Origin of the sequence: Gordonia sesuvii (assembly GCF_036350415.1) — a bacterium.
Lineage (GTDB): Bacteria > Actinomycetota > Actinomycetes > Mycobacteriales > Mycobacteriaceae > Gordonia > Gordonia sesuvii.
Genome location: NZ_JAZDUF010000001.1, coordinates 1,465,220 through 1,487,244 on the forward strand (window position 1 = coordinate 1,465,220; position 22,025 = coordinate 1,487,244).

Below are 22,025 nucleotides of genomic sequence, written 5' to 3' on the forward strand. Positions count from 1 at the left end.
CGCACGCTCCTCAGGCTCCGGGGCTGGCCCCCAACGCGACGATCCGATCACTCCGCGCCCCCACCAGCCGCCGGTTGTGACTCACCAGCATCATGCCCACGCCGTCGTCGACGAGCCGTTGCAGGATCTCGACCACGGCCCGCGCCGACACCGGATCGAGCATCGAGGTCGGCTCGTCGCAGAACACGAACCGTGGCTGCTGGACCAGCAGGCGGCCGGAACACGCACGCTGGAGCTGACCATCGCTGACCTGCGACGGAAACCGATCGAGCAGGTCGGGGGCGAGTCCGACGCGTGCGGCGATGGCCTCGGTGTCACAGGGCCTCCGGCGGATCGCCGACGGTTCCGCGATGATCCGGCGCAATGTCCATCGCGGGTTGGTCACCTGCCGCGGGATCTGCGCGAGAAGTCCGATCGCGCCCGCCCGCAGTTCTGGGCGAACCAGCGTGCCGGCGCTTGGGGTCGCCAGGCCGGCCAGCACCCGCAGCAGGGTCGTCTTACCGCTGCCCGACGGCCCGAGCACGCCGGTGATCGAGCCGGGCTCGACCACCACGTCGACGCCGCTGAACACGACGCGCTCACCGAACTGCGCCGACAGCCCGGTTCCCGTGATCACCCCGGCGGTCGGCCGGCGCAACGACACGCTCATGACACCGGCTCGAAGAGTCCGCCGACATACGCATCCGACGATCCGAGCATTTCCTCGGGTGAACCCTGCGTGACGACCCGGCCGGCCCGCATCACCGCGACCGCATCGCAGCCACCGTCGGACAAGGCGTCGATGTCGTGCGTGATCACCAGCACGGCCGCGCCGTCGCGTGCGGCGGAGGCGAGCAGTTCCCATGCCGCGCCGGCGAGTTCGCGGTCGAGCGCGGACGTCGGCTCGTCGGCGATGATGACCGCCGGGTCCCCGGCCAGCGCGGCCGCGAGCGCCGCGCGCTGCGCCATCCCACCGGACAGTTCGTGCGGGTAGAGGTCCAGCGCTCCGGGTTCCAACCGCACCGCCGCGCCCAGTTCGGCGCTCGAGCGCGTGCCGTCCAGCGTGCGGACGACCTCGTCGAGCTGCGATCCGACGGTGCGCACCGGAGTGAAGGACGTGGCGGGCGACTGCGGCACCAGCCCGACACGGTGGCCACGTACCGCCGACCAGCGCGGATCGTCGGGGCCCAACTCGACGCCGTCGACGATGACCGCGCCGCCGGTGCGCGCGCCGGGCGGCAGCAGTCCGGTGAGCGCCGACGCGACCATCGACTTCCCGCATCCGGACTCCCCGACCAGGGCGGTCATCTGTCCGCCGACGAGCCGGAGGCTGACGTCGTGCAGCACCCGGACGTCGACGTGGTCCCAGCGGCGGCGGGACGAGACGTCGACGGTCAGTTCCTGCACGGCTGCCCGCACGGTCATCGCCACACCTCCCCGGTCGGGGGAAGGATGGTCCGGCGCAATGATGCGGCCGCGGCGGCGAATGCGAGCGCGGTGATGATCAGGGCGACGCCCGGCACCACGAGCGTCCACCAGGCTCCAGAAAGGATGTCGCCGCGCGCCTGGCCGAGCAGCGTGCCGAGACTCGCCTCGTTCGGCGACAGTCCGACACCGAGGAACGACAGCGTCGTCTCGTGCCAGACCGCATGTGGCAGCAGCACTGTCATCGCGACGAGTGCCTGGCCGGTCACCGCGGGCAGGAGGTGCCGGCGCGCGATGAACCACCGCGACGCCCCGGCGAGCCGCGCGGATTCGATCCAGCCCGCAGACGTGTTGTCCAACAGTTCGGCGCGTACCACGCGGGCCACCGCAGGCCAGTGGGTGAGCGCGATGGACGCGACGATGGCGACCGGTTCGCCGCGCCACATCGCCGCGATCACCACGCCGATCACCAGGTGCGGCAACGCGTTCACCCCGTCAACGACCCGCATGACGATGGCGTCGAACCATCCCCCGACGGTCACCGACCCCACCCCGATGACCACGCCGAGCACGGTCGCCACCACCGCGCACACCGCGGCAATGAGCAGGGATATCTGCAGTCCCTGGGCCGTTCGGACCCCGAGGTCGTAGCCCGAATGGTCGGAACCGAGGAGGAACTGTCCGCCCGGCGCGAGCAGCGATTCCGAGAAGTCCGCGGATTGGTCACCGGCCAGCAACGGCCACCCGATCGCGATCACGGCCACCACGCCGAGCACCACCCAAGGCGCCAGCAGCCGCGCCCGCAGCGTCCAGTTCCCCTGCGGCGCAGCGGTTGTCGCGGTCACGCCGTCATCCTGACGCGCGGATCGATCCATACCGCCGCCGCGTCGGACAGCGCAGACCCCAGCAGCACGAGCACCGCCGACCCGACTGCCAGGGCGGCCAGCAGCGAGAAGTCCAGTGCGACAGCAGAATCGACCAGCGACTGGGCGAGCCCCGGCCAGCCGAAGACGGTTTCGACGATCGCGGCGCCGGCGATCAGTTCGGGCAGCCGCGTTCCCAGCAGCGCCAGCGTGGGCAACACCGAGACGGGTGCGACATGCCCACGCAGCAACGCCCAGCCGCCGATCCCCCGGGCGCGCGCCGCACGCACCGCGTCCGACGCCACCGCCTCGACGACTGCGGCCCGCATAGTGAGCAGCAGCCACGGGATCATCGACAATGTCAGCGCGATGAACGGCAGCACGGCGTGGCTGAGGATGCCGTCGACGGTGTAGGGGTCACCGGGTCGACGCGCTCCCGATGTCGGGAACAGGCCCAGCGACACGGCGAGGACACTCACCAGCAGCAACGAGATGACGAACGGCGGCACGGCGACCAGGGTCGCCGCCAGCGCCGTGACCGCGCGATCCAGGAAGCCGCCGCGGCGCATGCCGATCACGGCACCCACGACGACGGCGATCACGGTTGCGGCGGCCAACGCCGCAGCAGCCATGCCGAGGGTGAACGGGAGACGTTCGGCGATGACGTCGGCGACCGGCTGACTGCGCGTCGACGACCAGCCGAGATCGCCGGTGAGCAGGTGCCCCCACCAGCTCAGCCACGCCGTGAACCAGTGCTGATCCAGGTTGTACGCCTCGGTCACCGCGTCGCGCTGCGCCTGGGTCGCCGACTGGTAGTTGTCCCCGAGGTGAGCGGCGAGTGGCTCGAACGGCGACATCGCGGCGAGCGCGAAGATGCCGATCGACACGAGGATCGTCGTGGGGATGGCCACCATGAGACGACGGAACAAGAGCCGCCCGACGGCGCGCAGCCGTTCACGACGACGTCGGGCGCTCGGCCGAGGCGTGACCGCTGCCCCGTCGTCGATGGACCGGGCATCGGTCGCGGCTGTCGGCCGAGCGAGGGTCATGACGCGTCACTCCGCCAGGACGGCATGTTCCACCACGGACCCCATGAGACCCCGTGCGAATGCGGCTCGAGTATCGGCGCGTCGTAGCTCCATCCGTCGCTACGCGCGGCGTACGTGTGATGCAGGAAGGCCAGGAAGACCGCCGACGGTGCAGACTCGTACACCGTCTGGATCTGTCGGTAGCGGGCGTCGTTCGCCGGGCCGGGCGCACTCTGCCGCGCCTCGTCGAGCAGGGCGTCGAGGCCGGGCGCGGTGTGATTGCCCGGGTTCGAGTACGGCGAGGAATCCGGCACCCGGGTGTGCAGGGTGTCGTACACCTGCGAATCGATGCTGTACGGCGTGGACCCTCCGCCGAGCAGCACGGCGTCGGAGTTCAGCCGGGTGTCGATCTCATCCCAGCTCGTACCCCGCGCGTTGACCTCGATACCCAGCGGCTGCATCGCGGTGGCGAATGCGACGGCGAGGTCGCGGCGCAACGTGTCCTCCGCGTTGTAGAGCAGGCCGAACGACGCACGGTCCGCGCCCCGGACCCGCACGCCATCCGGTCCGGGCCGCCACCCCGCCTCGTCGAGGATTCGGTTCGCCTGCGCGACGTCGAACGAGAACTGCGCATCAGGGTTGTAGGCGTCGCCGTAGACCGTGGCGATCGGGGTGCTCGCCTTCTCGCCGCGGCCACTGAGCACGTCGCGCACCACCGCGTCGCGATCGATGCCGAGGTTCATCGCGCGCCGCGCCGCGACATCGTTGGTGAAGGCGTTGGTCGAGGGCAGCGACACCCCGCGCCAGTCCGCGGATTTCACGGCGACCACCTCGACCCCGGGTCGGTTCTCGAGGCTGCCGGCCAGTCGCGGCGGCAGATTCGCCCCGTCGATCTCGTCCGCGGAGATCCGCTGCGCCCGGGTGTTGTCGTCGGGCACATAGGTGTAGACCAGTCGGGTGACCTGCGGCGCTGCATCCCAGTAGTCGTCGCGGGCGACCAGCACCGCCTGGTCCGGGTCGAGCGATTCCAGCTCGTAGGCGCCCGTCCCGACCGGCTCGGTGTTCAGCGCCCAGTCGGCCGCCGGTGCGGATTCGACCTTCTCCGAGGGCACGATCCCGAGAAGCAGATAGGGAGACGGGTCGGCGTCGGTGTTCATCCGCACGGTCACGGCCGTGGGACCGTCGGCCGTGATCTCCACGATCGGCGCGAACGCCGTCGAGATGTCGGAGGCGACTGCGGGGTCCCGGACGGCCCGATACGTGGCGACGACGTCGGTCGAGTCGAAGGTGGTGCCGTCGGAGAAGGTGACGTCGGATTTGAGCGGTAGGCGCCACAGTCGCTCACCCACCGGCTGTGGCTGCTCGGCGGCGAGTGCTGGTAGGAAGTCGGGGACCCGGGAGTCCCCGTCGCCGGCGGGGATGAGCAGACCGTCGTAGATCGGCGACACCCCCAGCTGGCCGTAGCCCAGCATCGGGTTGAACTCGCCGAGTTCCTGACTCTCCCCGAGCACGACGGTGCCCGATGCCACCGCGTCACCGCTGTTGGAGCCGCCGGAACCGCATCCCGCGATCGTCGTCGCGACCGCCACCGCGACAGCCGTCGGGGTCAGCCAGTTCCTCGTCCGCATCCTCGCCTCTCGCCACAACGCACTCACACATGTGTGTACTGACATATGTTCTCTCACACACATATTTGCCGCATGTCGAACCGTAGACCACGATGGAAGCCGGGAGAAACAGCGGAGGTGTGGGATGCGCGATCTGGACGTCGATTCGTGGGCTGCGCGGTTCGCGGTGCTCAGCGACGCCACCCGGCTGCGGCTGGTGATCGACATCCACCAGCATCCGAGGTCGTCGGTCGCCGATCTCGCGCAGCGTGCCGAGATCACCGAGAATGCCGCGTCGCAATCGTTGCGCGCACTGCGTGACCTCGGCTGGGTGCACGCCGAGAAATGCGGTCGGACCGTCCTGTACGAGGTGGTGCACGACGCGATCGTGCACCGAATCCTGCACGACATCGTCGGCGTCGCGCATGCCGATGGGACACACCCGGTGACAGCCGACTAGAACACGTTCTAATCTGGCAGGCGTGGATGTCTCATACGACGCGATCAGACGCGAACTGACCACCGACCAGGGCACCCTGCGCTACCACGAAGCCGGCGACCCGGCCGCGCCACCGCTGATCCTGCTGCACGGTTCCGGCCCGGGCGTCACCGGGTGGCGCAACTACCGCGGCAACCTCGGACACTTCGCCGAGACCCATCACTGCTACGTGCTGGAGTTCCCCGGCTTCGGCGTCAGCGATCCGGTGGAAGGTCATCCGGTGCTGTCGGCGGGGTCGTCGGTGATCCGGTTCATGGATGCCCTGGGCATCGACTCGGCCGCGATGATCGGCAACTCCATGGGCGGTGTCGTCGGCGTCAACCTCGCAATCAAGAAGCCCGACCGCGTCGAGAAGCTGGTGACCATCGGCGGAGTCGGACCGAATGTGTTCAGCTCCAGCCCGAGCGAGGGCTTGAAGTTGTTGCAGGAGTTCACCGACGACCCCGATCGGGACAAGCTCGTTCGCTGGCTGAACTCTATGGTCTATGACAAGAAGCTCGTCACGGACGAGCTGATCGAGGAACGTTGGGCCGCCGCCATTCATCCGGATGCGCAGAAGACCGCGCAGATGATGTACGGCTCAGCCGCTTTCGAGATGCAACAGCAGTTCATGGCAGCGTCGGACACACCGCCCTACTGGGCGATGATGCACAAGGTCGCCTGCCCGACGCTGCTCACCTGGGGCCGCGACGACCGGGTGAGCCCACCCGACATGGCGATGGTGCCGATGCGCCTCATCCCCGACGCCGAGCTGCACGTGTTCCCCAAGTGCGGGCACTGGGTGATGATCGAGGCCAAGGAGGCGTTCGAGTCGGCGGTGCGCGCGTTCCTGCTGCGCTGACTACCGGTCAAGTAGCCCGCAACACCTCTCGCCGCAACCCATTCCGCCGGTCGACCAGCGCCGAGCCGCAACCCTTTTCGCTGGTCGACCAGCGCCGAGCCGCAACCCATTCCGCCGGTCGAGTAGCGGCGAGCCGCAAACCCTTTTCGCTGGTCGAGTAGCGCCGAGCCGCTAGGCGAGGCGCGTATCGAGACCACGCAAGCAGCCTCGATACGCGCCCACCTACTCGGCGTCGGACGGCACCTCGGCACCGTCAACCGACAGCACGACCCGCGAGCCGTACGGAACCGCCTGCACCAGCCGCAGCTGCGCCAACGCGGGGTGCGCGTCGAGCAGCCGACCGGCGTTCGCCAGCGCACGCAATGCTGCGGTCTCCGCGCGTGCGGCCTCCAACTTGGCCTGGCCGCGCGCCTTGGCGGTGACCACTTCGATTGCTGCCGAACGCACCTCGGACGGCACGATGACGTCCTTGACGACGACGTCGCGGACGTCGATGCCGAGGGCGGCACCGGCGTCGACCGCAGCCGCACGGACCGGTGCGGTGTCCAGCGCGTCACCACGACCGATCAGGTCATCGGCCGACACCGACGCGCAGACCTGACGCAACGCGATCTGCGTAGCCACGTAGACGATCGAGATCGGCTCCGCAGCAAGCTCGCTGAACGCGACCGGGTCCACGACCGCGAGTCGGATGCTCATCGACACCCGGATCGACATCGCATCCGAGGTGAGCACTTCCTGCGGCGCCACCGGCACCAGACGCTCACGCAGGTCGACATCGACATAGCCCGCGTCGGAGCGCTGCGAGTACACACCCGGACGGAGTACCCGGGCGAGCTTTCCCTCTCGGTACTCGAGGACGGCGTGACCGGGATCGACGGTCACGCGGGCGAACAGTGACATGGCGGGCCTCCTTTCCGTTGTGTTGCACGGCATGTCATCGGTTTTCGGTTGTCATTGCAGTTGGAGTTGCGAGTCGTCACCCGTTGACTGGACGTCGCCCGCGGGTCGGCCGACCGGTGGGGTCATCCGTCAACGTTCGACGACGACCGCATAACCGTTCGGTCCGTTGGCCCCGGGGGCGACGCCACGGTGAGGAGTCGAACCTCGAGGGTTAGCAGCCCTTGTGCCATCTCAGAGGGAGCGCCAGAGTCCAACGCGCAGAAACGGTTCACGGTACCCCGCTCCGTCTGCTCCCCGACGCCCGACGAGAAACCTTGCCACTCCCCCAGCGTCGACGCAACGGCTTTTTCGGAAACACCGACGGATGCCGCGAGTACCGGGCGGAACGACAAAGGCCCCGACCGGAACGAATCCGGTCGGGGCCCTGTGTCTTTGTCAGCTCAGGTCAGCTCAGAACTTTTCGCCCTTGGCTGCCTTGTCGACGAGCGACTGCGGCGGCTCGAAGTTGCTGCCGTACTTGGACGCGAGGTCCTTGGCCCGGTCGACGAAGCCCTGCAGGCCACCCTCGTACTGGTTGATGTACTGGATGACACCGCCGGTCCACGCCGGGAAGCCGATCCCGAAGATCGAACCGATGTTGGCGTCCGGCACCGAGGTCAGGACGCCCTCGTCGAAGCACTTGACGGTCTCGAGCGCCTCGGCGAAGAGCATGCGCTCCTGCATGTCCTCGAACGGGATCTGCTTGCTGCCCGAGTTGAACTGCTCACGCAGTCCCGGCCACAGGCCGGTGCGCTTGCCGTTCTCGTCGTAGTCGTAGAAGCCCTTGCCGTCCTTGCGGGCGGTGCGGCCGTTCTCGACCATCCAGTCGACGACGGCGTTGCTGCCGTGCTGCGGGATCGACTTGCCCTCGGCCTTGAGCGCCGCTTCGGTCTCCTTGCGGATCTTCTGCGGCAGGGTCAGGGTCAGCTCGTCCATCAGCTGCAGCGGCGGCGCCGGGTAACCGGCCTGCGAACCCGCATGCTCGATGAAGACCGGGTCCACACCCTCGCCGACGGCCGCGATGGCCTCATTGACGAACGTGCCGATCACGCGGCTCGTGAAGAATCCGCGGCTGTCGTTGACGACGATCGGGGTCTTCTTGATCTGCAGCGTGTAGTCGATGACCTTGGCCAGCACCTCATCCGAGGTCTTCTCACCGCGAATGATCTCCACCAGCGGCATCTTGTCGACCGGCGAGAAGAAGTGGATGCCGATGAAGTCCTCTTGGCGCTTCACGCCCTGCGCGAGGATGGTGATCGGCAGGGTCGAGGTGTTCGAACCCAGGATGGCGTTCGGCTCGACGATGTCCTCGATCTCCTGGAAGACCTTGTTCTTCACCTCGACCGACTCGAACGCGGCCTCGATGACCAGGTCGACACCCTTGAAGTCCTCGGCGTCAACGGTCGGCGTGATCCGAGCGAGCAGCGCGTCGCTCTTCTCCTGGGTGGTCTTGCCCTTGGCGAGCGCCTTCTCCTCGAGCTTCTCGGAGTAGCCCTTGCCCTTCTTGGCGGCGTCGAGGTCGATGTCCTTGAGCACGACCTCCATGCCGGCCTTGGCCGACACGTACGCGATCGCGGCGCCCATCATGCCCGCACCGATCACACCGACCTTCTTGGCGGTGTACTTCTCGATGCCCTCCGGACGCGAACCGCCCGAATTGATGTGCTGCAGATCGAAGAAGAACGCCTTGATCATGTTCTGTGCGACCTGGCCGGTTACCAGCGAGACGAAGTAGCGGGTCTCGATGATGTCGGCGGTGTCGACGTCTACGTAGGCGCCCTCGACGGCGGCGGCCAGGATGGCGCGCGGAGCCGGCATGTTGGCGCCCTTGATCTGCTTGCGCAGCAACGCCGGCAGTGCCGGGAGGTTGGCGGCGAACGCCGGGTTGGTGGGTGCACCGCCGGGGATCTTGTAGCCCTTCTTGTCCCACGGCTGGGCGGCTTCCGGGTTCTCCTTGATCCATGCCTTGGCGGCCGGGATCAATTCCTCGATCGAGCCGACGACCTCGTCGATCAGCCCGGTCTCCTTGGCCTTGGTCGGGTTGAACCGCTGACCCTGCAGCAGCACACCCATCAGCGCGTTCTGGATGCCGAGCAGTCGCACGGTGCGGACCACGCCACCGCCGCCGGGCAGCAGGCCGAGGGTCGCCTCGGGCAGACCGATCTGGACACCCTTCACATCGGCAGCGATGCGGTAGTGGGTGTGCAGCGCGATCTCCAGGCCGCCACCGAGTGCGGCGCCGTTGATGGCGGAGACGACCGGCTTACCGAGGGTCTCCAGTCGACGCAGCACCTTCTTCATGCCGAGGGTGCGTTCGGTGATCGCGGTGGCGATCTCTTCCTTGGACTCCGAGCCGCGGTCGCTGCTCATGTCCTTGAGGTCGCCGCCGGCGAAGAAGGTCTTCTTCGCCGAGGTGATGACGACACCGGTGATGTCGTCCTTCTCCGCCTCGAGGCGGTCGACGATCTCCGGTACCGAGGTCATGAACAGGTCGTTCATGGTGTTGGCGCCCTGGTTCGGGTCGTCCATGGTCAGGATGACGACGCCGTCGGCGTCCTTCTCCCAATTGAACATGTTGTCACTCATGGTGTTTCAAAGATTCTTTCTGTAAGTGCCACACCGGTCCCTGAGGAGCCTCGCGAGGAACGAGCGAGGCGTCACGAAGGGGCGAGGCGTCACGAAGGGCCGATGGGGCGAAGCGGAAGGTCAGAGACGCTCGATGATGGTCGCGACGCCCATGCCGCCGCCGATGCACAGGGTGACCAGGCCGTAGCGGCCGCCGGTGCGCTCGAGTTCGTCGAGGCAGGTGCCGAAGATCATCGCGCCGGTCGCGCCGAGCGGGTGACCCATGGCGATGGCGCCACCGTTGACGTTGACCTTCTCGTGCGGGATCTTCAGATCCTTCATCCACTTCATGACGACCGACGCGAACGCCTCGTTGAGCTCGAAGACGTCGATGTCGTCGACGGTCATTCCGGCCTTCTTCAGCGCCAGCTCGGTGGCCGGGGTGGGGCCGGTGAGCATGATGGTCGGCTCGGAGCCGATCTCGGCGAAGGTGACGATGCGACCGCGCGGGGTGAGGCCGTTGCGCTTGCCGGCCTCTTCGCTACCGAGCAGCACCAGGCCGGAGCCGTCGACGATGCCGGAGCTGTTGCCGCCGGTGTGCACGTGGTTGATCTTCTCGACCGAGTGGTACTTCTGCAGCGCCACGTCGTCGAAGCCGGCCATGTCGGCCAGCGCCTGGAAGGCGGCCTTGAGCTTCCCGAGCGACTCGACGGTCGAGCCGGGGCGGCGGTGCTCGTCGTGATCGAGCACGATGACGCCGTTGATGTCGCGGACCGGGACCACGGACTTGGCGAAGTAGCCACTGGTCCAAGCCTTCTCGGCGCGTGCCTGCGACTCGGCGGCGTAGGCGTCGACGTCTTCGCGGCTGAAGCCCTCGATGGTGGCGATCAGGTCGGCGCCGATGCCCTGCGGAACGATGTAGTTGTCGTACGCGGTGGTCGGGTCGGTGAACAGAGCGCCGCCGTCGCTACCCATCGGGACGCGCGACATCGCCTCGACACCACCGGCGAGCACCAGGTCGTCGAAGCCCGACGCGACCTTGGCCGCGGCGAGGTTGGTGGCCTCCAGACCGGATGCGCAGAACCGGTTGATCTGGGTTCCGGGCACGCTCTCGGGCAGGCCGCTGTTGAGCGCGGCGGTGCGGGAGATGACCGCACCCTGCTCGCCCACCGGCGAGACGACGCCGAGGACGACGTCGTTGATGTCGGCCGGGTCGAGCGAGCCGTGCCGGGCGAGGACCTCGTCGATCAGCCCGGAGACCAGGTCGACCGGCTTGACGCTGTGCAGCGAACCGCCGCGCTGCTTGCCACGGGGCGTACGGATCGCCTCGTAGATGAATGCTTGATCAGCCACGATTGAGTGTTCCTTTCGCATGAACCATGTGTGGTTACTCTACGAGGCTAACGCGGAATAACTTGTTTGGCCATACCCGGTGGTCAGACGGTGACTCGCATCGCGAAATATGAGCTATGGTCGATTAACCATGGCTACCGAGAAACCGACCCGGCGCACCCGCCCGGCCGACCGCAAGCGACAGCTCGTCGAGCATGCCGCCACGCTGTTCGCCGACCGCGGGTACCTGCAGGTCTCGCTGGCCGACATCGCCCGGGCCGCGGGCGTCACGGCGCCGTCGGTGTATCGGCACTTCGATGACAAGCAGTCGCTGCTCGACGCCGCGGTGCTGGCGGGGGTCGACGACCTCGAGGCCTGTACCAACCGCGCGCTCGACGGAGACACCGACACGTCGGTGACCGATCTCATCGCCGCCGTCTGCTCGCTCGGTGTGCGACGCCCGCAGTCCACATCCCTGTGGCGCTGGGCCAGCCAACATCTCACCGACGACCAGAACCGCGAGGTGGTGCTGCGCACCCGGGCCATCCTGCATCGGTGGGGCGCGGCGCTGGCCGAGGGCACGGATCTCTCCGAGCGCGAAGCCGTCACCCTCGCCTGGGCGGTGTTGAGCGTGGCGGGGAGCCTGTCCGTACACAACTCGAGGATGTCGACGACCCGGTCACTCGAGGAGGTCGATCTGTTGGTGCGGCGGGTGATCGTCCTGCGCCCGGCCACCGCCCCACCACTGCCCCCGTTGCCGCCTCCGGGCGCCGGCGTTCCCACCCGACGCGACGAGATCCTGGACGCCGCCGCGGCTCTGTTCGCCAAGCGCGGGTACAGCGGCGTCGGCGTCGACGACATCGGCGCCGCCGTCGGCATCACCGGCCCCAGCGTGTACAAGCACTTCAGTTCCAAGATGGCGATCCTCGCCGGCATCGGTCAGCGCAGCGCCACCCGCCTCGAAGCCGGCGTGATGGCCGCCTATGCGTCCACCTCCGACCCGGCGAAACTGCTTGCGCTGCTGGTCGACTCGTATGTCAACGTGATCACCTCCACACCGGATCTGTCCGTGTCGTTCAACAACTCCTATGCACTGGCCGGCCAGCCGACGGCGCACGACCTGATCGACATCCAGCGCCGTTACGTGGCCCGCTGGGTCGATCTGCTCACCCAGGCCCAGCCCGAGTTGACACGCGAGCGCGCGGCCATCGACGTGCACGCCTCCCTCTCGGTCGTCAACGACGCGATCCGTATGCGGCGCGGCGTACATCGGCCCGAGTTCGGGGCTCAGATGGCGTATCTGATGAAGGGCGTGTTGGGGGTCTGAGTCCCCAACCACTGGTCAGCAGCAGGGACGAGTAGCGACGACGAAGCAGCCGCCCCAGCCCGCTGGTCGAGTAGCGGCGACGAAGGAGACGCGTATCGAGACCCACCAACCGAGTCGTTCACCGGAACGACTCCGATCACGCCGACGACACGCAGCTGAACCCGACAGGCTATCGTCACCACCGACTATCTACGCTGACGTCGGGGAATCTCAGGGGGAAATGTGTCGGAGTTGATTGTCGAGCCCTCAGCGGTCGGCGCCGCTGCCACAGAGATCTCTCGCTGCGCATCGCGCCTGATGTCTCTGGAACTCACGTCGTACGCCGGCCTGAACGGCACGACATCCACGTTCAGTGAGCTGGCGGGCCAGTTCAAGGGCGCGACGAGCGACATGTCGGTCGTTGCCGCAACCGCCGACCAGAAGATCGCGTCGGCACTGGAGAACGTGTCGGGCGCGGTGTCGGCGTTCTCTGAGCTGGTCGTCACCTTCAAGAACACCACCGTCGAGAACGACGAGGCGAGCGCTTCGCGGATCCGGGACGCGGTGCCCTACCCGGCTCGGCAGGGCGGGCAAACCGATCACACGATCCCGCTCGACGTCTTGTTGTCGGTGCAATAGGCAAGCGATGCCACCCAGCTACAACGAGGTCATGGCCTGGAATCCCGAGGTCATGACGACCATCGCCAACGGGATCACCCAACTGCAGGCTCGTCTCGAGGTCGAGGCTCCGAAGGCCGGGGACCCGGTCCGCAACCTGACGCGCGAACAGTGGACCGGGCTGTCGCGGGGGCCGGCTGACGATCGAGGGGCCGACCTCACCAAATGGATCCGTGGTGTCGGCGACGAGTTCGGTGACATCGCCGCCGCCCTCACCTCCGGCCAGGCGAACATTCGTGGCGCCATGACCGCCCTCGCCAACCGAACGACGCTCTCCGACAGCGACGGCTACGTGCTGGACCGCGGCAGCCGCGGGTACACGGTGAATTTCGACGAATCTAGAGCACCCGACGGCGCAGAATACGACGCCGGAAAAGCATACGAACACCACTCCGCTCTTATCGGTCTCGGAACCGCAGCCGACACGGCGGTGACCGCGGCCAGAGATGCGATCAACTCCGCGCTCGGCGAGATCGGCGCCATGACACCGGCAGCGAACGCCGCCAACAACGGCATCGTCGACTCGTCGCTCGGAGCCGGTGACGCCGCCGCCCTGCGCGATGGCACCGCCACCCCCGAACAACGCGGGCGATACCTCCGCGCAATGAATCTCACCCCAGAACAGCTGGCCACGTTGAAGGCCGGTGAGGATGCGGGGCTTGATCCCTCGCGAGAGGCATACATCAAGAACGCGTTGGGGCTCGACGCCGGGAGCAGCTTGGCGAGTCCAGCGGTGACTGCGGCGATCGGGGCAGTGCAGCGAAGAGGGAAAGACATCGGGTGGGCATTCGATACAACCGACAGGAAGGGCGGTCATCGCTCAGCCAGCCGAGCGGGGATGGGACCCGATGATGTCGAGCGCTTGGCTTCCGTCGGAAAGAACGTCGCCCGTGGTGCCAACCTGGCCGGAGCGGCTGTGACAGTCGCGGATGAAGTACTGAAGTACTCCCGCGACGAACAAGACGGGGGTGACACAGCGGCTGCCGTCGCTGGCGCGATCGGAGGCGGTTGGGCTGGCGGAGCACTCGCTGGTGCGGCAGTGGGCTCGTTCGCTGGCCCAATCGGGACGGCGGTCGGCGCGGGCATCGGTGCCGCAATTGGGAGTAGCTTGGGTGCGGGCGCAGCCAAGTGGCTGACAAGCTGGGGTGATTAGTGTTGCCAAGCAATCGTGCAGGTCGGAGAGCGAAACCTCGACATGAGGCCAGATCATTCCCGAGGGGAGCATCTTACTGGCTGTCCGACATCTGGTCCTGGACCCAGATCTACTTGGTCAACCTGCCCTCAATCGCGACCTTCGCGTTAGGCCTTCTTCTCGGGATAGAGCTGTCTTCCTGAGATGTGGAGCTCGAATGCGCCGCTACTGTCGCCACCCGGCACGAAGTGGTCGACTTCAGCAGGGGCGAACGTTTCACACCGCTCGCCGCTGCGCTTCATCGCATCTTCGGTGCCGGGCGCGACTTGAAGATCGAGGTTCGCGAAACCGAAACCGGCACCAAGAAACGGAAGATCAATGACTGACCGCGACAGCCAGGCCTCCAAGTGGCCCCATATCAAGACGTACTTCACCGGAAAGTTTGCCACGTTTGTCACTTTTCCCCTTCTAACGTTCGTTCTCGGTTTTGGTCTCGGGTACTTCGTGCTGTGAACTGCGGTCCACTCAATTGTTGTGCCGGGCAACTCGGCTCACTACCACTGGCGAATCCTCTCGCCGCGAATCGCTCCATCCCCGGCCCGTTGCGGCCTTACACCCTGTCGGACTGAGACAATCGCATCGGAGGCAAGCGCATGATTTCCGCAATCGAGTACGCCATCGTCAACCTCGCAGCACCGGCCACGCTCCACGCGACGACACCTTCGCTAGACTTCACTCCCCCACCGGCTTGGTACGACATGGATACCGAAGCGGCCCACGCGGCAATGGCAAGCCGTGTCCTCCTGCGCTCGGAGACACCAGTTCCGCCCTTCGTTGCCAACGTCGCCATCCAGTACTTCAGCCTCGACACCACTGAGGTGATCCGCCTCTCTGAGATCGACACCAGCCTCGACATCTCAGCCCTCGGAGACGCCACCATCCTGGAGCACACCGTGGATCGCGATGGATACCTCTGCATCGATGACGGCACGTACACCTCCGACGACAACGCCCTTCGGGTCCGACGTTCACAAATGACCTACCGGCTCCCCGACGGTCAGTCGGCGTTGTCGATCCTGACCGCCACCACGACCGTGTCCGTGTGGGACGCCATCGAATCCGAAATCAAAGAAATGGAGGACCAGTGGCTGACGACGACCGCGGTCCCGACAAGTGGCGCCGGTTGAGCACGTACTTCACCGGCAGGGTGTCCATGTTCATCACCTACCCGATCCTGACGTTCGGGCTCGGGTTACTCCTCGGCCACTACACATTCTCGTGAATCCAGGCGACGCTGCCGACAGCGATGACGGGAGGGTTTGACTGATGGGCATAGCGGTATCCCGTCGCCGACGCCGAAAGCCTCGGCACCTGGCGACGTCCTATCCCCGAGGATTCTCCTACTATTTCGGGGACGCGTTGTCGTACATGAGCTCCACACTCGTCTCCCTACCATCTGGCCTCGCCTTCATCGCCGGCCTTCTCACCGGCGACGCCCTGCCAGGCTGACCCTGACCAGCAAGCACGGAACGACTGATGAGCCGGCCACGGAACACGATCGCCACGCAAGCGGATCAGACCACGCTCCACCGCCAGCACTGAGCGTCGGCCCCTGCGGTCTCACCGGAACTACAGTCGGACGCTCAATCCGTCTCGCTGACGTACGCAACCACCCGAACCCCTCAGACTCATTCCCTAAGCTGACACCATGACTGCACCGGGCCCGGCCGAACCCCGCTACACCCGCGACGAACTCGTCGACGAGCTCGGGCTCACGGCCGAGTACGCCGAAAAGATCTGGAATGCTTTCGGTTTCGCGCGGGCTTCGACACCGGACAAGATCTTCACCGAGAACGAGCTGCAGGCATTACGGCTGTTCGCGGCTTCCGCCGCGGCCATGCCCCTCGACGCGCAGGTGGCGACTGCCCGCGCGATCGGGCAGACGATGTCGCGCCTGGCCGACTGGCAGGCCGATCAGCTCCGGGAGTTCGATCGCGACCCCGATGTGCCGTGGACGATCGATCAGATGTCCGCGGCGCTGGGCCAAGTACAGCAGCTCATCTGGCGACGACACCTCGCTCTCGCGCTCGACCATCACATCGAGCTGGAATCGGACGAAAGTCAGGATCTGGTGGTGGGTTTCGCGGACATCGTCGGCTACACCAGCCTGTCGCGGCGTATCGCTCTCGACGAACTCGAACTGTTGCTCGCGTCCTTCGAAGAGGAGACCTTCGACATCGTGACCCGCGGCGGCGGGCACGTCATCAAGACCCTCGGCGACGCGGTCATGTTCACCGCTCACGAGCCCGCCGAGGCAGCCACCATCGCCATCGCGATCCACGAGCTGTCCGCCGACGACGAGATCCCGCCGCTGCGAGTCGGCCTCGCGCGCGGGCGGGTGCTCAGCCGGCTCGGCGACGTCTTCGGCGAGCCGGTGAACATCGCCGCACGCCTGGCCGGATCGGCCCGTCCCGGAACCACTCTGGTCGACGACTCGGTGTCGGCAGGCCTCGCCGACGACGAACGCTTCTACCTGCGCTCCATCCCGTCGCTGAGTGTGCGCGGCTACCGGCGGCTGAAGGCCAAAACGGTGGAGGCCAACAAATACTACGACGGCCCCGTCGTCACATTCGGACGCTCCTCCGACGTGACCCCGTAGACCCGCACCTCACTCGCCTTCACCACCAACGTCACGTCGAGCCCCGCGCGGAGCCCCAGATCGGCCACCGCCGCCCACGTCACCTCGGCGTCGACCATCTGCCGGCCGCACAGTGTGCGCACGACAGCATGGTCACCCCGCGGCAGAACGTCGGTGACGGTCGCCGACAGTTCGTTTCGCGGACTACCGTGTGGCGCTTCGAGATACACCGCGACAGCTCGCGGCGCGAACGCGGCGGCACACGTCTGCCCGGCACTCATCTGATCGGCGGCGACACCCACCACACGGCGACCGGCCCCGTCGTCGACCGTCTTGCCGGCGAACGTTCCGACGAACAAGTTGAGTCCGGACAGCGACGCCGTGAACGGATGCCCCGGCGAGGTGAGGACCTCCCGCGTCGGGCCGGCGTCGACAGCGCGGCCGTGGTCCATCACGACGACATCCGACGCCAGACTCACCGCGTCGATGAGGTCGTGGGTCACCAGGATCGTCGACCCGACCCTGTCCGCCAGAAGATCCCGTAAGAGCGACCGGATCTGTTGGGCCACCGACACATCGAGTGCCGCGAAGGGTTCATCCAGTAACAGGACGTCGGGTTCAGCGGCGAGCGCCCTTGCGATCGCCACGCGTTGAGCCTGTCCACCGGACAACTGATGGGACATGCGGTCGGCGAGCGCCTCGACCCCCGCCGCGGCCAGCCACTTCTCCGTGCGAGCAGCCACCTCGGCACGGCCGAGGCGTGCGGCCGCAGGACCGAACGCGACGTTTCGGCGCACGTTCAAGTGCGGAAACAGACGCGGCCGCTGGGCGAGCAGCACAACCGATCGACGATGCGGCGGCACGAATCGACGGCCGTCCTGCATCGCGACATCACCGATGTGCACTTCGGATCGCGGCGTGCGGCGCAATCCTGCGACCACCGACAGCGCGGTGCTCTTCCCTGCACCGTTCGGCCCCATGACGGCCAACGTCGTTCCGCCGGGAACATCGAGATCGATTGTCACGTCGGGTTTCTCCACTCGTACCCGAGCCGTCAGCCCCGTCACGCGGTGACCGCCCGTGCCGGCCGCAGATGCACCGCGACGACGACAACCAGCGCGACGACCATCAGCACCAACGCCAGCGGAAGGGCCGCGGTGGGGTCGTTGATCGCGTCGAGGTAGATCTTGAGGGGCGCGGTCTGCGTTGTCCCGGGCAGGTTCCCGGCGAACGTGATCGTCGCACCGAACTCGCCGAGCGCTCGCGCGAAGGCCAGCACCGTGCCAGCGAGCAGCGACGGGACCACCAGCGGCAGAGTCACTTTCCACAGGGTCCGGGTCGGACCGGCACCCAGTGTCGCGGCGATCTGCTCGTAGTCGCCGTCGGTCGAACGCAGCGCACCCTCCACGCTGATGACCAGGAACGGCAGCGCGACGAAGGTCTGCGCGAGCACGACGGCGGTGGTGGTGAAGGCGATGGTGATGCCGGCGTCATCGAGATACTGCCCGACGATCCCGTTTCGCCCCAGCGCATAGAGCAGCGCCAGGCCACCGACCACCGGCGGTAGGACCAACGGCAGCAACACCAGTGCCCGGATGATCCGCACCGCGACGCCCTCGGTCCGTGCGAACACCACCGCCATCGGAACGCCGACGAGCAGGCACAGACACGTACTGATCAGCGCGGTGACCAAGGCCAACCGCAACGCGTCCAACGACTCGGGAGAGGTCACCGATGCGACGAAGTCCTCCCACGGCATACGCACGATCACGGCCGCCGGGCCGATGAGGATGAACACCACACCGATCACGGCGGGCGCGTACAACCAGAGCGGGATTCGTCGCATCGTCAGGCCGGGGCCGGCGAGAATCCGTCGGCCCGGAGCACCGCCGCGCCGGTCTCGCCGAGCACGAGGTCGACGAACATCTGCGCGTCCTGCTGCCGCGGGGACCCCGTGAGCGTCGCGATCGGATAGGCGTTCACCACCTCGGCGAACGCGGGATCGGTCACCGCGGACACCTTGTCGCCCGCACCCCGCGCGTCGGTGACGTAGACGATCCCCGCATCAGCCTGACCCGAGGTCACCTTGGCGACCACGGCGCTCACCGACGACTCCTCGCTGACCGGCTTCAGATCGATGCCGGTGTTCTTCTCCACCTGCGCGGTCGCGGTCCCACAGGGCACCTCGACCGCGCACACCACGGTCGAGAGCTCGGGGTTCGTCAAGCTCCGGAGCCCGACGATGTTCTCCGGGTTGCCCGGCTCGGTCACGATGACGAGGGTGTTGGTCGCGAAGATCTCGGGATCGGCTGCCGTCGCTCCGAGTCGCGCCATCGTCTTCTCGTCGGCGGTCGCGATCACGTCGGCGTCGGCGCCCTGCTCGATCTGGGTCACGAGCGCCGACGACCCGGCGAAGTTGACCCGCACATCGACGTCCTCGTGGACACGTGCGTACTCATCGGCGATCTCGGTGAACGCCTTCTTCAGCGACGCGGCGGCGTAGACGTTCAGGACGGTCGTCGCCTCGTCTGCGTCATTCGAACAACCGACCGCGCCTGCCGAGACCACCGCCGCCACACCGAGTGCCGCCAACGAGCGTCGAAACACCGAAGAATCAATCAACTGTTCGCCTCTTCGTCATCTCCGCTCGCACCCTCGACCTGCTCACGTCATCTGCCTTTCGACGATCACGGTGGTCGCCTTGACCACCGCGGTGGCCACCACCCCCGGCTCCAGCCCGAGATCACGGACCGCCTCCGAACTCATCAACGAGGTGACCTCGAACGGCCCACACTGCATGCTGACCTGCGACATCACCTTGTCGGAGGTCACCTCTGTCACCAGTCCGGTGAACCGATTTCGTGCCGACCGCTTCACCCCGCTGCCGTCGTCGGGCAGCTCGCCCGCCCGCTCCCGCGCGAGGGCGGCCAGCTCGGAGCCATCGACGGTCGCGACCGGCCCCGGGTCCGTCGACGCGGTCAGCCGGCCGGATGACACCCAGCGACGGACGGTGTCGTCGCTGACACCGAGCAGCACGGCGGCGTCGCGGATTCGAATGCCGGTCATTCGCCGACAATATCCGCACACGCGTTCCAGTCCAACCGTTTCCTCCGCAAATGCGTGTCTTCACCGTGTGATTGACTTCAAGTTAACTTGAGGTTCTACGCTCGTGAAACGAGCCGGACACCACGACGGTGCCGGAGCGATGAATTCCGCCGGGCGAGCGGGTCTGTCTGTGCGACGGCCCACCACAGCCCGGCACCAGAAATTGGCTCGCACTTTGTCAGACCCCATCGATACCGTGGAGAATTATGAGCTCACCCACCGTCCCGGCCGTGGCGCCGGCAACACAGTCGACGCGCGACGTCGCGATCGAAGCCGTCGATCTGGTGAAAAAGTTCGGTGATTTCACCGCCGTCGACGGCGTCAGCTTCACCGTGCCCCAGGGATCCGTCCTCGGCCTCCTCGGGCCGAACGGAGCCGGCAAGACCACCACCGTCCGAATGATGACGACGCTGTCACCGCCGACCAGTGGCACCGCGCGTGTCGCCGGCTTCGATGTGAGCGAGGACCCCGACATGGTGCGCCGCAGCATGGGCCTCACCGGCCAGGCGGCGACGGTCGACGAGATCCTGACCGGACGAGAGAACCTCCGGATGATCGGCGGTCTCTACGGCATCGGCCGCAGAGACCTGGCGCGTCGTTCCGAGCAACTGCTCGAGCAGTTCTCGCTCACCGAAGCAGGCGACAAGCAGGTCAAGTCGTATTCGGGTGGCATGCGTCGGCGCCTCGACCTCGCGGTGAGCCTCTTGGCGGCCCCGCCGGTGCTGTTCCTGGACGAGCCGACGACCGGTCTCGACCCGCGCAGCCGAACCGAACTGTGGGACGTCCTGCGAGGACTGGTCGCCGAGGGCACCACGCTCCTGCTGACCACGCAGTATCTCGAGGAGGCAGACCAGCTCGCCGACGACATCGTCGTCATCGACAAGGGCAGGGTCATCGCGCACGGCACCCCGCTGCAGCTCAAGGAACAGGCCGGTGCCGCCAGCCTGGTGTTGACGGTCTCCAACCCCGATGACATCCCCGAGGCGGAGGCGCTGCTACGCAAGACCGGCGCGGAGGTCTTCGTCGACCAGGGCGCACGCCGCCTCACGGCCCCCGCCGACGGACTCGGTGATCTCACCCGGGTCGTCGCCTGGTTCGACGAGAGCGGCATCCGGGTCGACGACCTCGGCCTCGCCCGCCCCAGCCTCGACGACGTCTTCCTGTCCCTCACCGGCCACCGCGCCGAAGACGACGAGACCTCCACCGAAGAGGAGCAGAGCGCATGAGTACCACCACCACGACCCTCACCGGCAGCGGTATCACCCAGCGGCCGGAGATCCGCCAGACGAACATCTTCGAGCAATCGTGGATCATGGTGAAACGCAACATGATCCACACACGGCGGATGCCGGAGATGCTGGCGGACGTGACCGTCCAGCCGATCATGTTCGTGCTGCTGTTCGCCTACGTGTTCGGCGCCTCGATCAGCACCGGCGCGACCTCCTACAAAGAGTTCCTACTCCCCGGCATCATGGGCCAGACGATCGTGTTCACCGCGTTCATCGTGTCCACCGGGATCACCGCGGACCTGGAGAAGGGCATCATCGACCGGTTCCGGTCACTGCCCATCCGCCGGTCCGCGGTCATCATCGGGCGAAGCATCGCAAGCGTGCTGCACTCGTCGATCGGCATCGTCGTGATGGCGGTGACCGGTCTGGCCATCGGCTGGCGGATCCGCAACGGCTTCGGTGACGCCGTGCTGGCGTTCGCGCTGCTGCTGCTGTTCGGCTTCGCGATGATCTGGTTCGGCATCCTCGTCGGGTCGTGGCTCAAGTCGGTCGAGGCGGTGAACGGGTTCATGTTCACCACGTTGTTCCCGATCACCTTCCTGTCGAACGCATTCGTGCCCACCGATCCGATGCCCGGATGGTTGCAGACCATCGCCGAATGGAACCCGATCTCGTCACTCGTGCAAGCGCTCCGAGTCCTGTGGGGCAACGGGCCGGCCGCGGGTCCGGGCGAGCCGTGGCCGCTGCAGAACCCCGAGCTGGCCACCCTGTTGTGGTCGATCGCGCTGACCGTCGTGTTCGCACCGATCGCCCTGTACGCCTACAACCGGCGCACCATCGACTGAGCAGCGACCCT

At 66.9% G+C, this 22,025-nt stretch carries 23 protein-coding genes; 10 read left to right on the top strand and 13 right to left on the bottom strand.

Annotation, left to right across the window (positions count from 1 at the left end; translation table 11 throughout):
• Positions 1–10: 10 nt before the first annotated feature.
• From VZC37_RS06685 to VZC37_RS06705, 5 genes are read right to left on the bottom strand one after another with little or no spacing between them, the layout of a single operon-like run.
• Positions 11–649 carry an ATP-binding cassette domain-containing protein gene (locus VZC37_RS06685; RefSeq protein ID WP_330431611.1) on the bottom strand — a complete coding sequence of 213 codons (639 nt, stop codon included), beginning with the start codon at positions 647–649 and terminating at the stop codon, positions 11–13.
• The gene (locus VZC37_RS06690; RefSeq protein WP_431309354.1) at positions 646–1,398 is read right to left on the bottom strand and encodes an ATP-binding cassette domain-containing protein; all 753 of its coding nucleotides are present in this window, start codon (positions 1,396–1,398) and stop codon (positions 646–648) included. The genes VZC37_RS06685 and VZC37_RS06690 overlap by 4 nt, the downstream gene beginning before the upstream one ends.
• A 2-nt stretch (positions 1,399–1,400) precedes the next feature.
• Complete coding sequence (locus VZC37_RS06695) at positions 1,401–2,249, bottom strand: ABC transporter permease (protein ID WP_330431613.1); 849 nt, start codon at positions 2,247–2,249, stop codon at positions 1,401–1,403.
• Positions 2,246–3,316 (bottom strand): ABC transporter permease, encoded by a 1,071-nt coding sequence (locus tag VZC37_RS06700; protein WP_431309332.1) that lies wholly within the window; start codon positions 3,314–3,316, stop codon positions 2,246–2,248. The genes VZC37_RS06695 and VZC37_RS06700 overlap by 4 nt, the downstream gene beginning before the upstream one ends.
• Positions 3,313–4,923, bottom strand: a complete 1,611-nt coding sequence (locus tag VZC37_RS06705; protein ID WP_330431614.1) for an ABC transporter substrate-binding protein — start codon at positions 4,921–4,923, stop codon at positions 3,313–3,315. The genes VZC37_RS06700 and VZC37_RS06705 overlap by 4 nt, the downstream gene beginning before the upstream one ends.
• 124 nt (positions 4,924–5,047) lie before the next feature.
• Between VZC37_RS06705 and VZC37_RS06710 the strand changes: the two genes are divergently transcribed.
• Both VZC37_RS06710 and VZC37_RS06715 read left to right on the top strand, forming a co-directional pair.
• On the top strand, positions 5,048–5,362 hold the full coding sequence (locus VZC37_RS06710; protein WP_330431615.1) for an ArsR/SmtB family transcription factor: 315 nt from the start codon (positions 5,048–5,050) through the stop codon (positions 5,360–5,362).
• 22 nt (positions 5,363–5,384) lie between these two features.
• Positions 5,385–6,242 carry an alpha/beta fold hydrolase gene (locus VZC37_RS06715; protein ID WP_330431616.1) on the top strand — a complete coding sequence of 286 codons (858 nt, stop codon included), beginning with the start codon at positions 5,385–5,387 and terminating at the stop codon, positions 6,240–6,242.
• Positions 6,243–6,464: 222 nt separating this feature from the next.
• On the opposite strand, the gene VZC37_RS06720 is transcribed toward VZC37_RS06715, so the two are convergent.
• From VZC37_RS06720 to VZC37_RS06730, 3 genes are all read right to left on the bottom strand, one after another.
• Positions 6,465–7,145, bottom strand: coding sequence for a slipin family protein (locus tag VZC37_RS06720; RefSeq protein ID WP_330431618.1), 681 nt, complete (start codon positions 7,143–7,145; stop codon positions 6,465–6,467).
• 450 nt (positions 7,146–7,595) lie between these two features.
• Positions 7,596–9,770, bottom strand: a complete 2,175-nt coding sequence (locus tag VZC37_RS06725; protein WP_330431620.1) for a 3-hydroxyacyl-CoA dehydrogenase NAD-binding domain-containing protein — start codon at positions 9,768–9,770, stop codon at positions 7,596–7,598.
• Between the two features lie 120 nt (positions 9,771–9,890).
• Entirely contained in the window at positions 9,891–11,102 is a 1,212-nt protein-coding gene (locus VZC37_RS06730; RefSeq protein ID WP_330431621.1) for an acetyl-CoA C-acetyltransferase, read from the bottom strand.
• 130 nt (positions 11,103–11,232) lie between these two features.
• Here VZC37_RS06730 and VZC37_RS06735 point away from each other — a divergent pair, with 130 nt between their 5' ends.
• From VZC37_RS06735 to VZC37_RS06745, 3 genes are all read left to right on the top strand, one after another.
• Entirely contained in the window at positions 11,233–12,408 is a 1,176-nt protein-coding gene (locus VZC37_RS06735) for a TetR/AcrR family transcriptional regulator (protein WP_330431622.1), read from the top strand.
• A gap of 297 nt (positions 12,409–12,705) precedes the next feature.
• Entirely contained in the window at positions 12,706–13,026 is a 321-nt protein-coding gene (locus VZC37_RS06740; protein WP_330431623.1) for a hypothetical protein, read from the top strand.
• Positions 13,027–13,057: 31 nt separating this feature from the next.
• A complete protein-coding gene (locus VZC37_RS06745; protein WP_330431624.1) occupies positions 13,058–14,218 on the top strand; it encodes a hypothetical protein in 1,161 nt (386 codons plus the stop codon).
• Positions 14,219–14,364: 146 nt separating this feature from the next.
• On the opposite strand, the gene VZC37_RS06750 is transcribed toward VZC37_RS06745, so the two are convergent.
• Complete coding sequence (locus VZC37_RS06750) at positions 14,365–14,646, bottom strand: hypothetical protein (protein WP_330431625.1); 282 nt, start codon at positions 14,644–14,646, stop codon at positions 14,365–14,367.
• A gap of 309 nt (positions 14,647–14,955) precedes the next feature.
• On the opposite strand from VZC37_RS06750, the gene VZC37_RS06755 reads away from it, so the two are divergent.
• The 3 genes from VZC37_RS06755 (at position 14,956) to VZC37_RS06765 (ending at position 16,856) form a co-directional block, all read left to right on the top strand.
• A complete protein-coding gene (locus VZC37_RS06755) occupies positions 14,956–15,384 on the top strand; it encodes an acetyltransferase (RefSeq protein WP_330431626.1) in 429 nt (142 codons plus the stop codon).
• On the top strand, positions 15,342–15,479 hold the full coding sequence (locus VZC37_RS06760; protein WP_330431627.1) for a hypothetical protein: 138 nt from the start codon (positions 15,342–15,344) through the stop codon (positions 15,477–15,479). The genes VZC37_RS06755 and VZC37_RS06760 overlap by 43 nt, the downstream gene beginning before the upstream one ends.
• A gap of 426 nt (positions 15,480–15,905) precedes the next feature.
• A complete protein-coding gene (locus VZC37_RS06765) occupies positions 15,906–16,856 on the top strand; it encodes an adenylate/guanylate cyclase domain-containing protein (RefSeq protein WP_330431628.1) in 951 nt (316 codons plus the stop codon).
• Here VZC37_RS06765 and VZC37_RS06770 read toward each other — a convergent pair.
• Genes VZC37_RS06770 through VZC37_RS06785 form a run of 4 tightly spaced genes read right to left on the bottom strand, consistent with a single transcriptional unit; the run spans position 16,805 to position 19,901 of the window.
• Positions 16,805–17,860 (bottom strand): sulfate/molybdate ABC transporter ATP-binding protein, encoded by a 1,056-nt coding sequence (locus VZC37_RS06770; protein WP_330431629.1) that lies wholly within the window; start codon positions 17,858–17,860, stop codon positions 16,805–16,807. The genes VZC37_RS06765 and VZC37_RS06770 overlap by 52 nt on opposite strands.
• A gap of 38 nt (positions 17,861–17,898) precedes the next feature.
• Positions 17,899–18,681, bottom strand: a complete 783-nt coding sequence (locus VZC37_RS06775; protein WP_330431630.1) for an ABC transporter permease — start codon at positions 18,679–18,681, stop codon at positions 17,899–17,901.
• Between the two features lie 2 nt (positions 18,682–18,683).
• Positions 18,684–19,442, bottom strand: coding sequence for a molybdate ABC transporter substrate-binding protein (gene modA, locus VZC37_RS06780; protein WP_330431631.1), 759 nt, complete (start codon positions 19,440–19,442; stop codon positions 18,684–18,686).
• A 57-nt stretch (positions 19,443–19,499) separates the two neighbouring features.
• Entirely contained in the window at positions 19,500–19,901 is a 402-nt protein-coding gene (locus tag VZC37_RS06785; protein ID WP_330431632.1) for a TOBE domain-containing protein, read from the bottom strand.
• A 245-nt stretch (positions 19,902–20,146) separates the two neighbouring features.
• On the opposite strand from VZC37_RS06785, the gene VZC37_RS06790 reads away from it, so the two are divergent.
• Positions 20,147–21,166 (top strand): ATP-binding cassette domain-containing protein, encoded by a 1,020-nt coding sequence (locus VZC37_RS06790; protein WP_330431633.1) that lies wholly within the window; start codon positions 20,147–20,149, stop codon positions 21,164–21,166.
• Positions 21,163–22,014 (top strand): ABC transporter permease, encoded by an 852-nt coding sequence (locus VZC37_RS06795; protein ID WP_330431634.1) that lies wholly within the window; start codon positions 21,163–21,165, stop codon positions 22,012–22,014. Before VZC37_RS06790 ends, VZC37_RS06795 begins: the two co-directional genes overlap by 4 nt.
• Positions 22,015–22,025: the final 11 nt, after the last annotated feature.

Coding starts and splice junctions, on each gene's coding strand:
- VZC37_RS06705 (WP_330431614.1), bottom strand. CDS start 4,923: ATGCGGACGAGGAACTGGCTGACCCCGACGGCTGTCGCGGTGGCGGTC.
- VZC37_RS06755 (WP_330431626.1), top strand. CDS start 14,956: ATGGATACCGAAGCGGCCCACGCGGCAATGGCAAGCCGTGTCCTCCTG.
- VZC37_RS06725 (WP_330431620.1), bottom strand. CDS start 9,770: ATGAGTGACAACATGTTCAATTGGGAGAAGGACGCCGACGGCGTCGTC.
- VZC37_RS06795 (WP_330431634.1), top strand. CDS start 21,163: ATGAGTACCACCACCACGACCCTCACCGGCAGCGGTATCACCCAGCGG.
- VZC37_RS06785 (WP_330431632.1), bottom strand. CDS start 19,901: ATGACCGGCATTCGAATCCGCGACGCCGCCGTGCTGCTCGGTGTCAGC.
- VZC37_RS06710 (WP_330431615.1), top strand. CDS start 5,048: ATGCGCGATCTGGACGTCGATTCGTGGGCTGCGCGGTTCGCGGTGCTC.
- VZC37_RS06775 (WP_330431630.1), bottom strand. CDS start 18,681: ATGCGACGAATCCCGCTCTGGTTGTACGCGCCCGCCGTGATCGGTGTG.
- VZC37_RS06720 (WP_330431618.1), bottom strand. CDS start 7,145: ATGTCACTGTTCGCCCGCGTGACCGTCGATCCCGGTCACGCCGTCCTC.
- VZC37_RS06685 (WP_330431611.1), bottom strand. CDS start 649: ATGAGCGTGTCGTTGCGCCGGCCGACCGCCGGGGTGATCACGGGAACC.
- VZC37_RS06765 (WP_330431628.1), top strand. CDS start 15,906: ATGACTGCACCGGGCCCGGCCGAACCCCGCTACACCCGCGACGAACTC.
- VZC37_RS06740 (WP_330431623.1), top strand. CDS start 12,706: ATGTCTCTGGAACTCACGTCGTACGCCGGCCTGAACGGCACGACATCC.
- VZC37_RS06790 (WP_330431633.1), top strand. CDS start 20,147: ATGAGCTCACCCACCGTCCCGGCCGTGGCGCCGGCAACACAGTCGACG.
- VZC37_RS06745 (WP_330431624.1), top strand. CDS start 13,058: ATGGCCTGGAATCCCGAGGTCATGACGACCATCGCCAACGGGATCACC.
- VZC37_RS06735 (WP_330431622.1), top strand. CDS start 11,233: ATGGCTACCGAGAAACCGACCCGGCGCACCCGCCCGGCCGACCGCAAG.
- VZC37_RS06700 (WP_431309332.1), bottom strand. CDS start 3,316: ATGACCCTCGCTCGGCCGACAGCCGCGACCGATGCCCGGTCCATCGAC.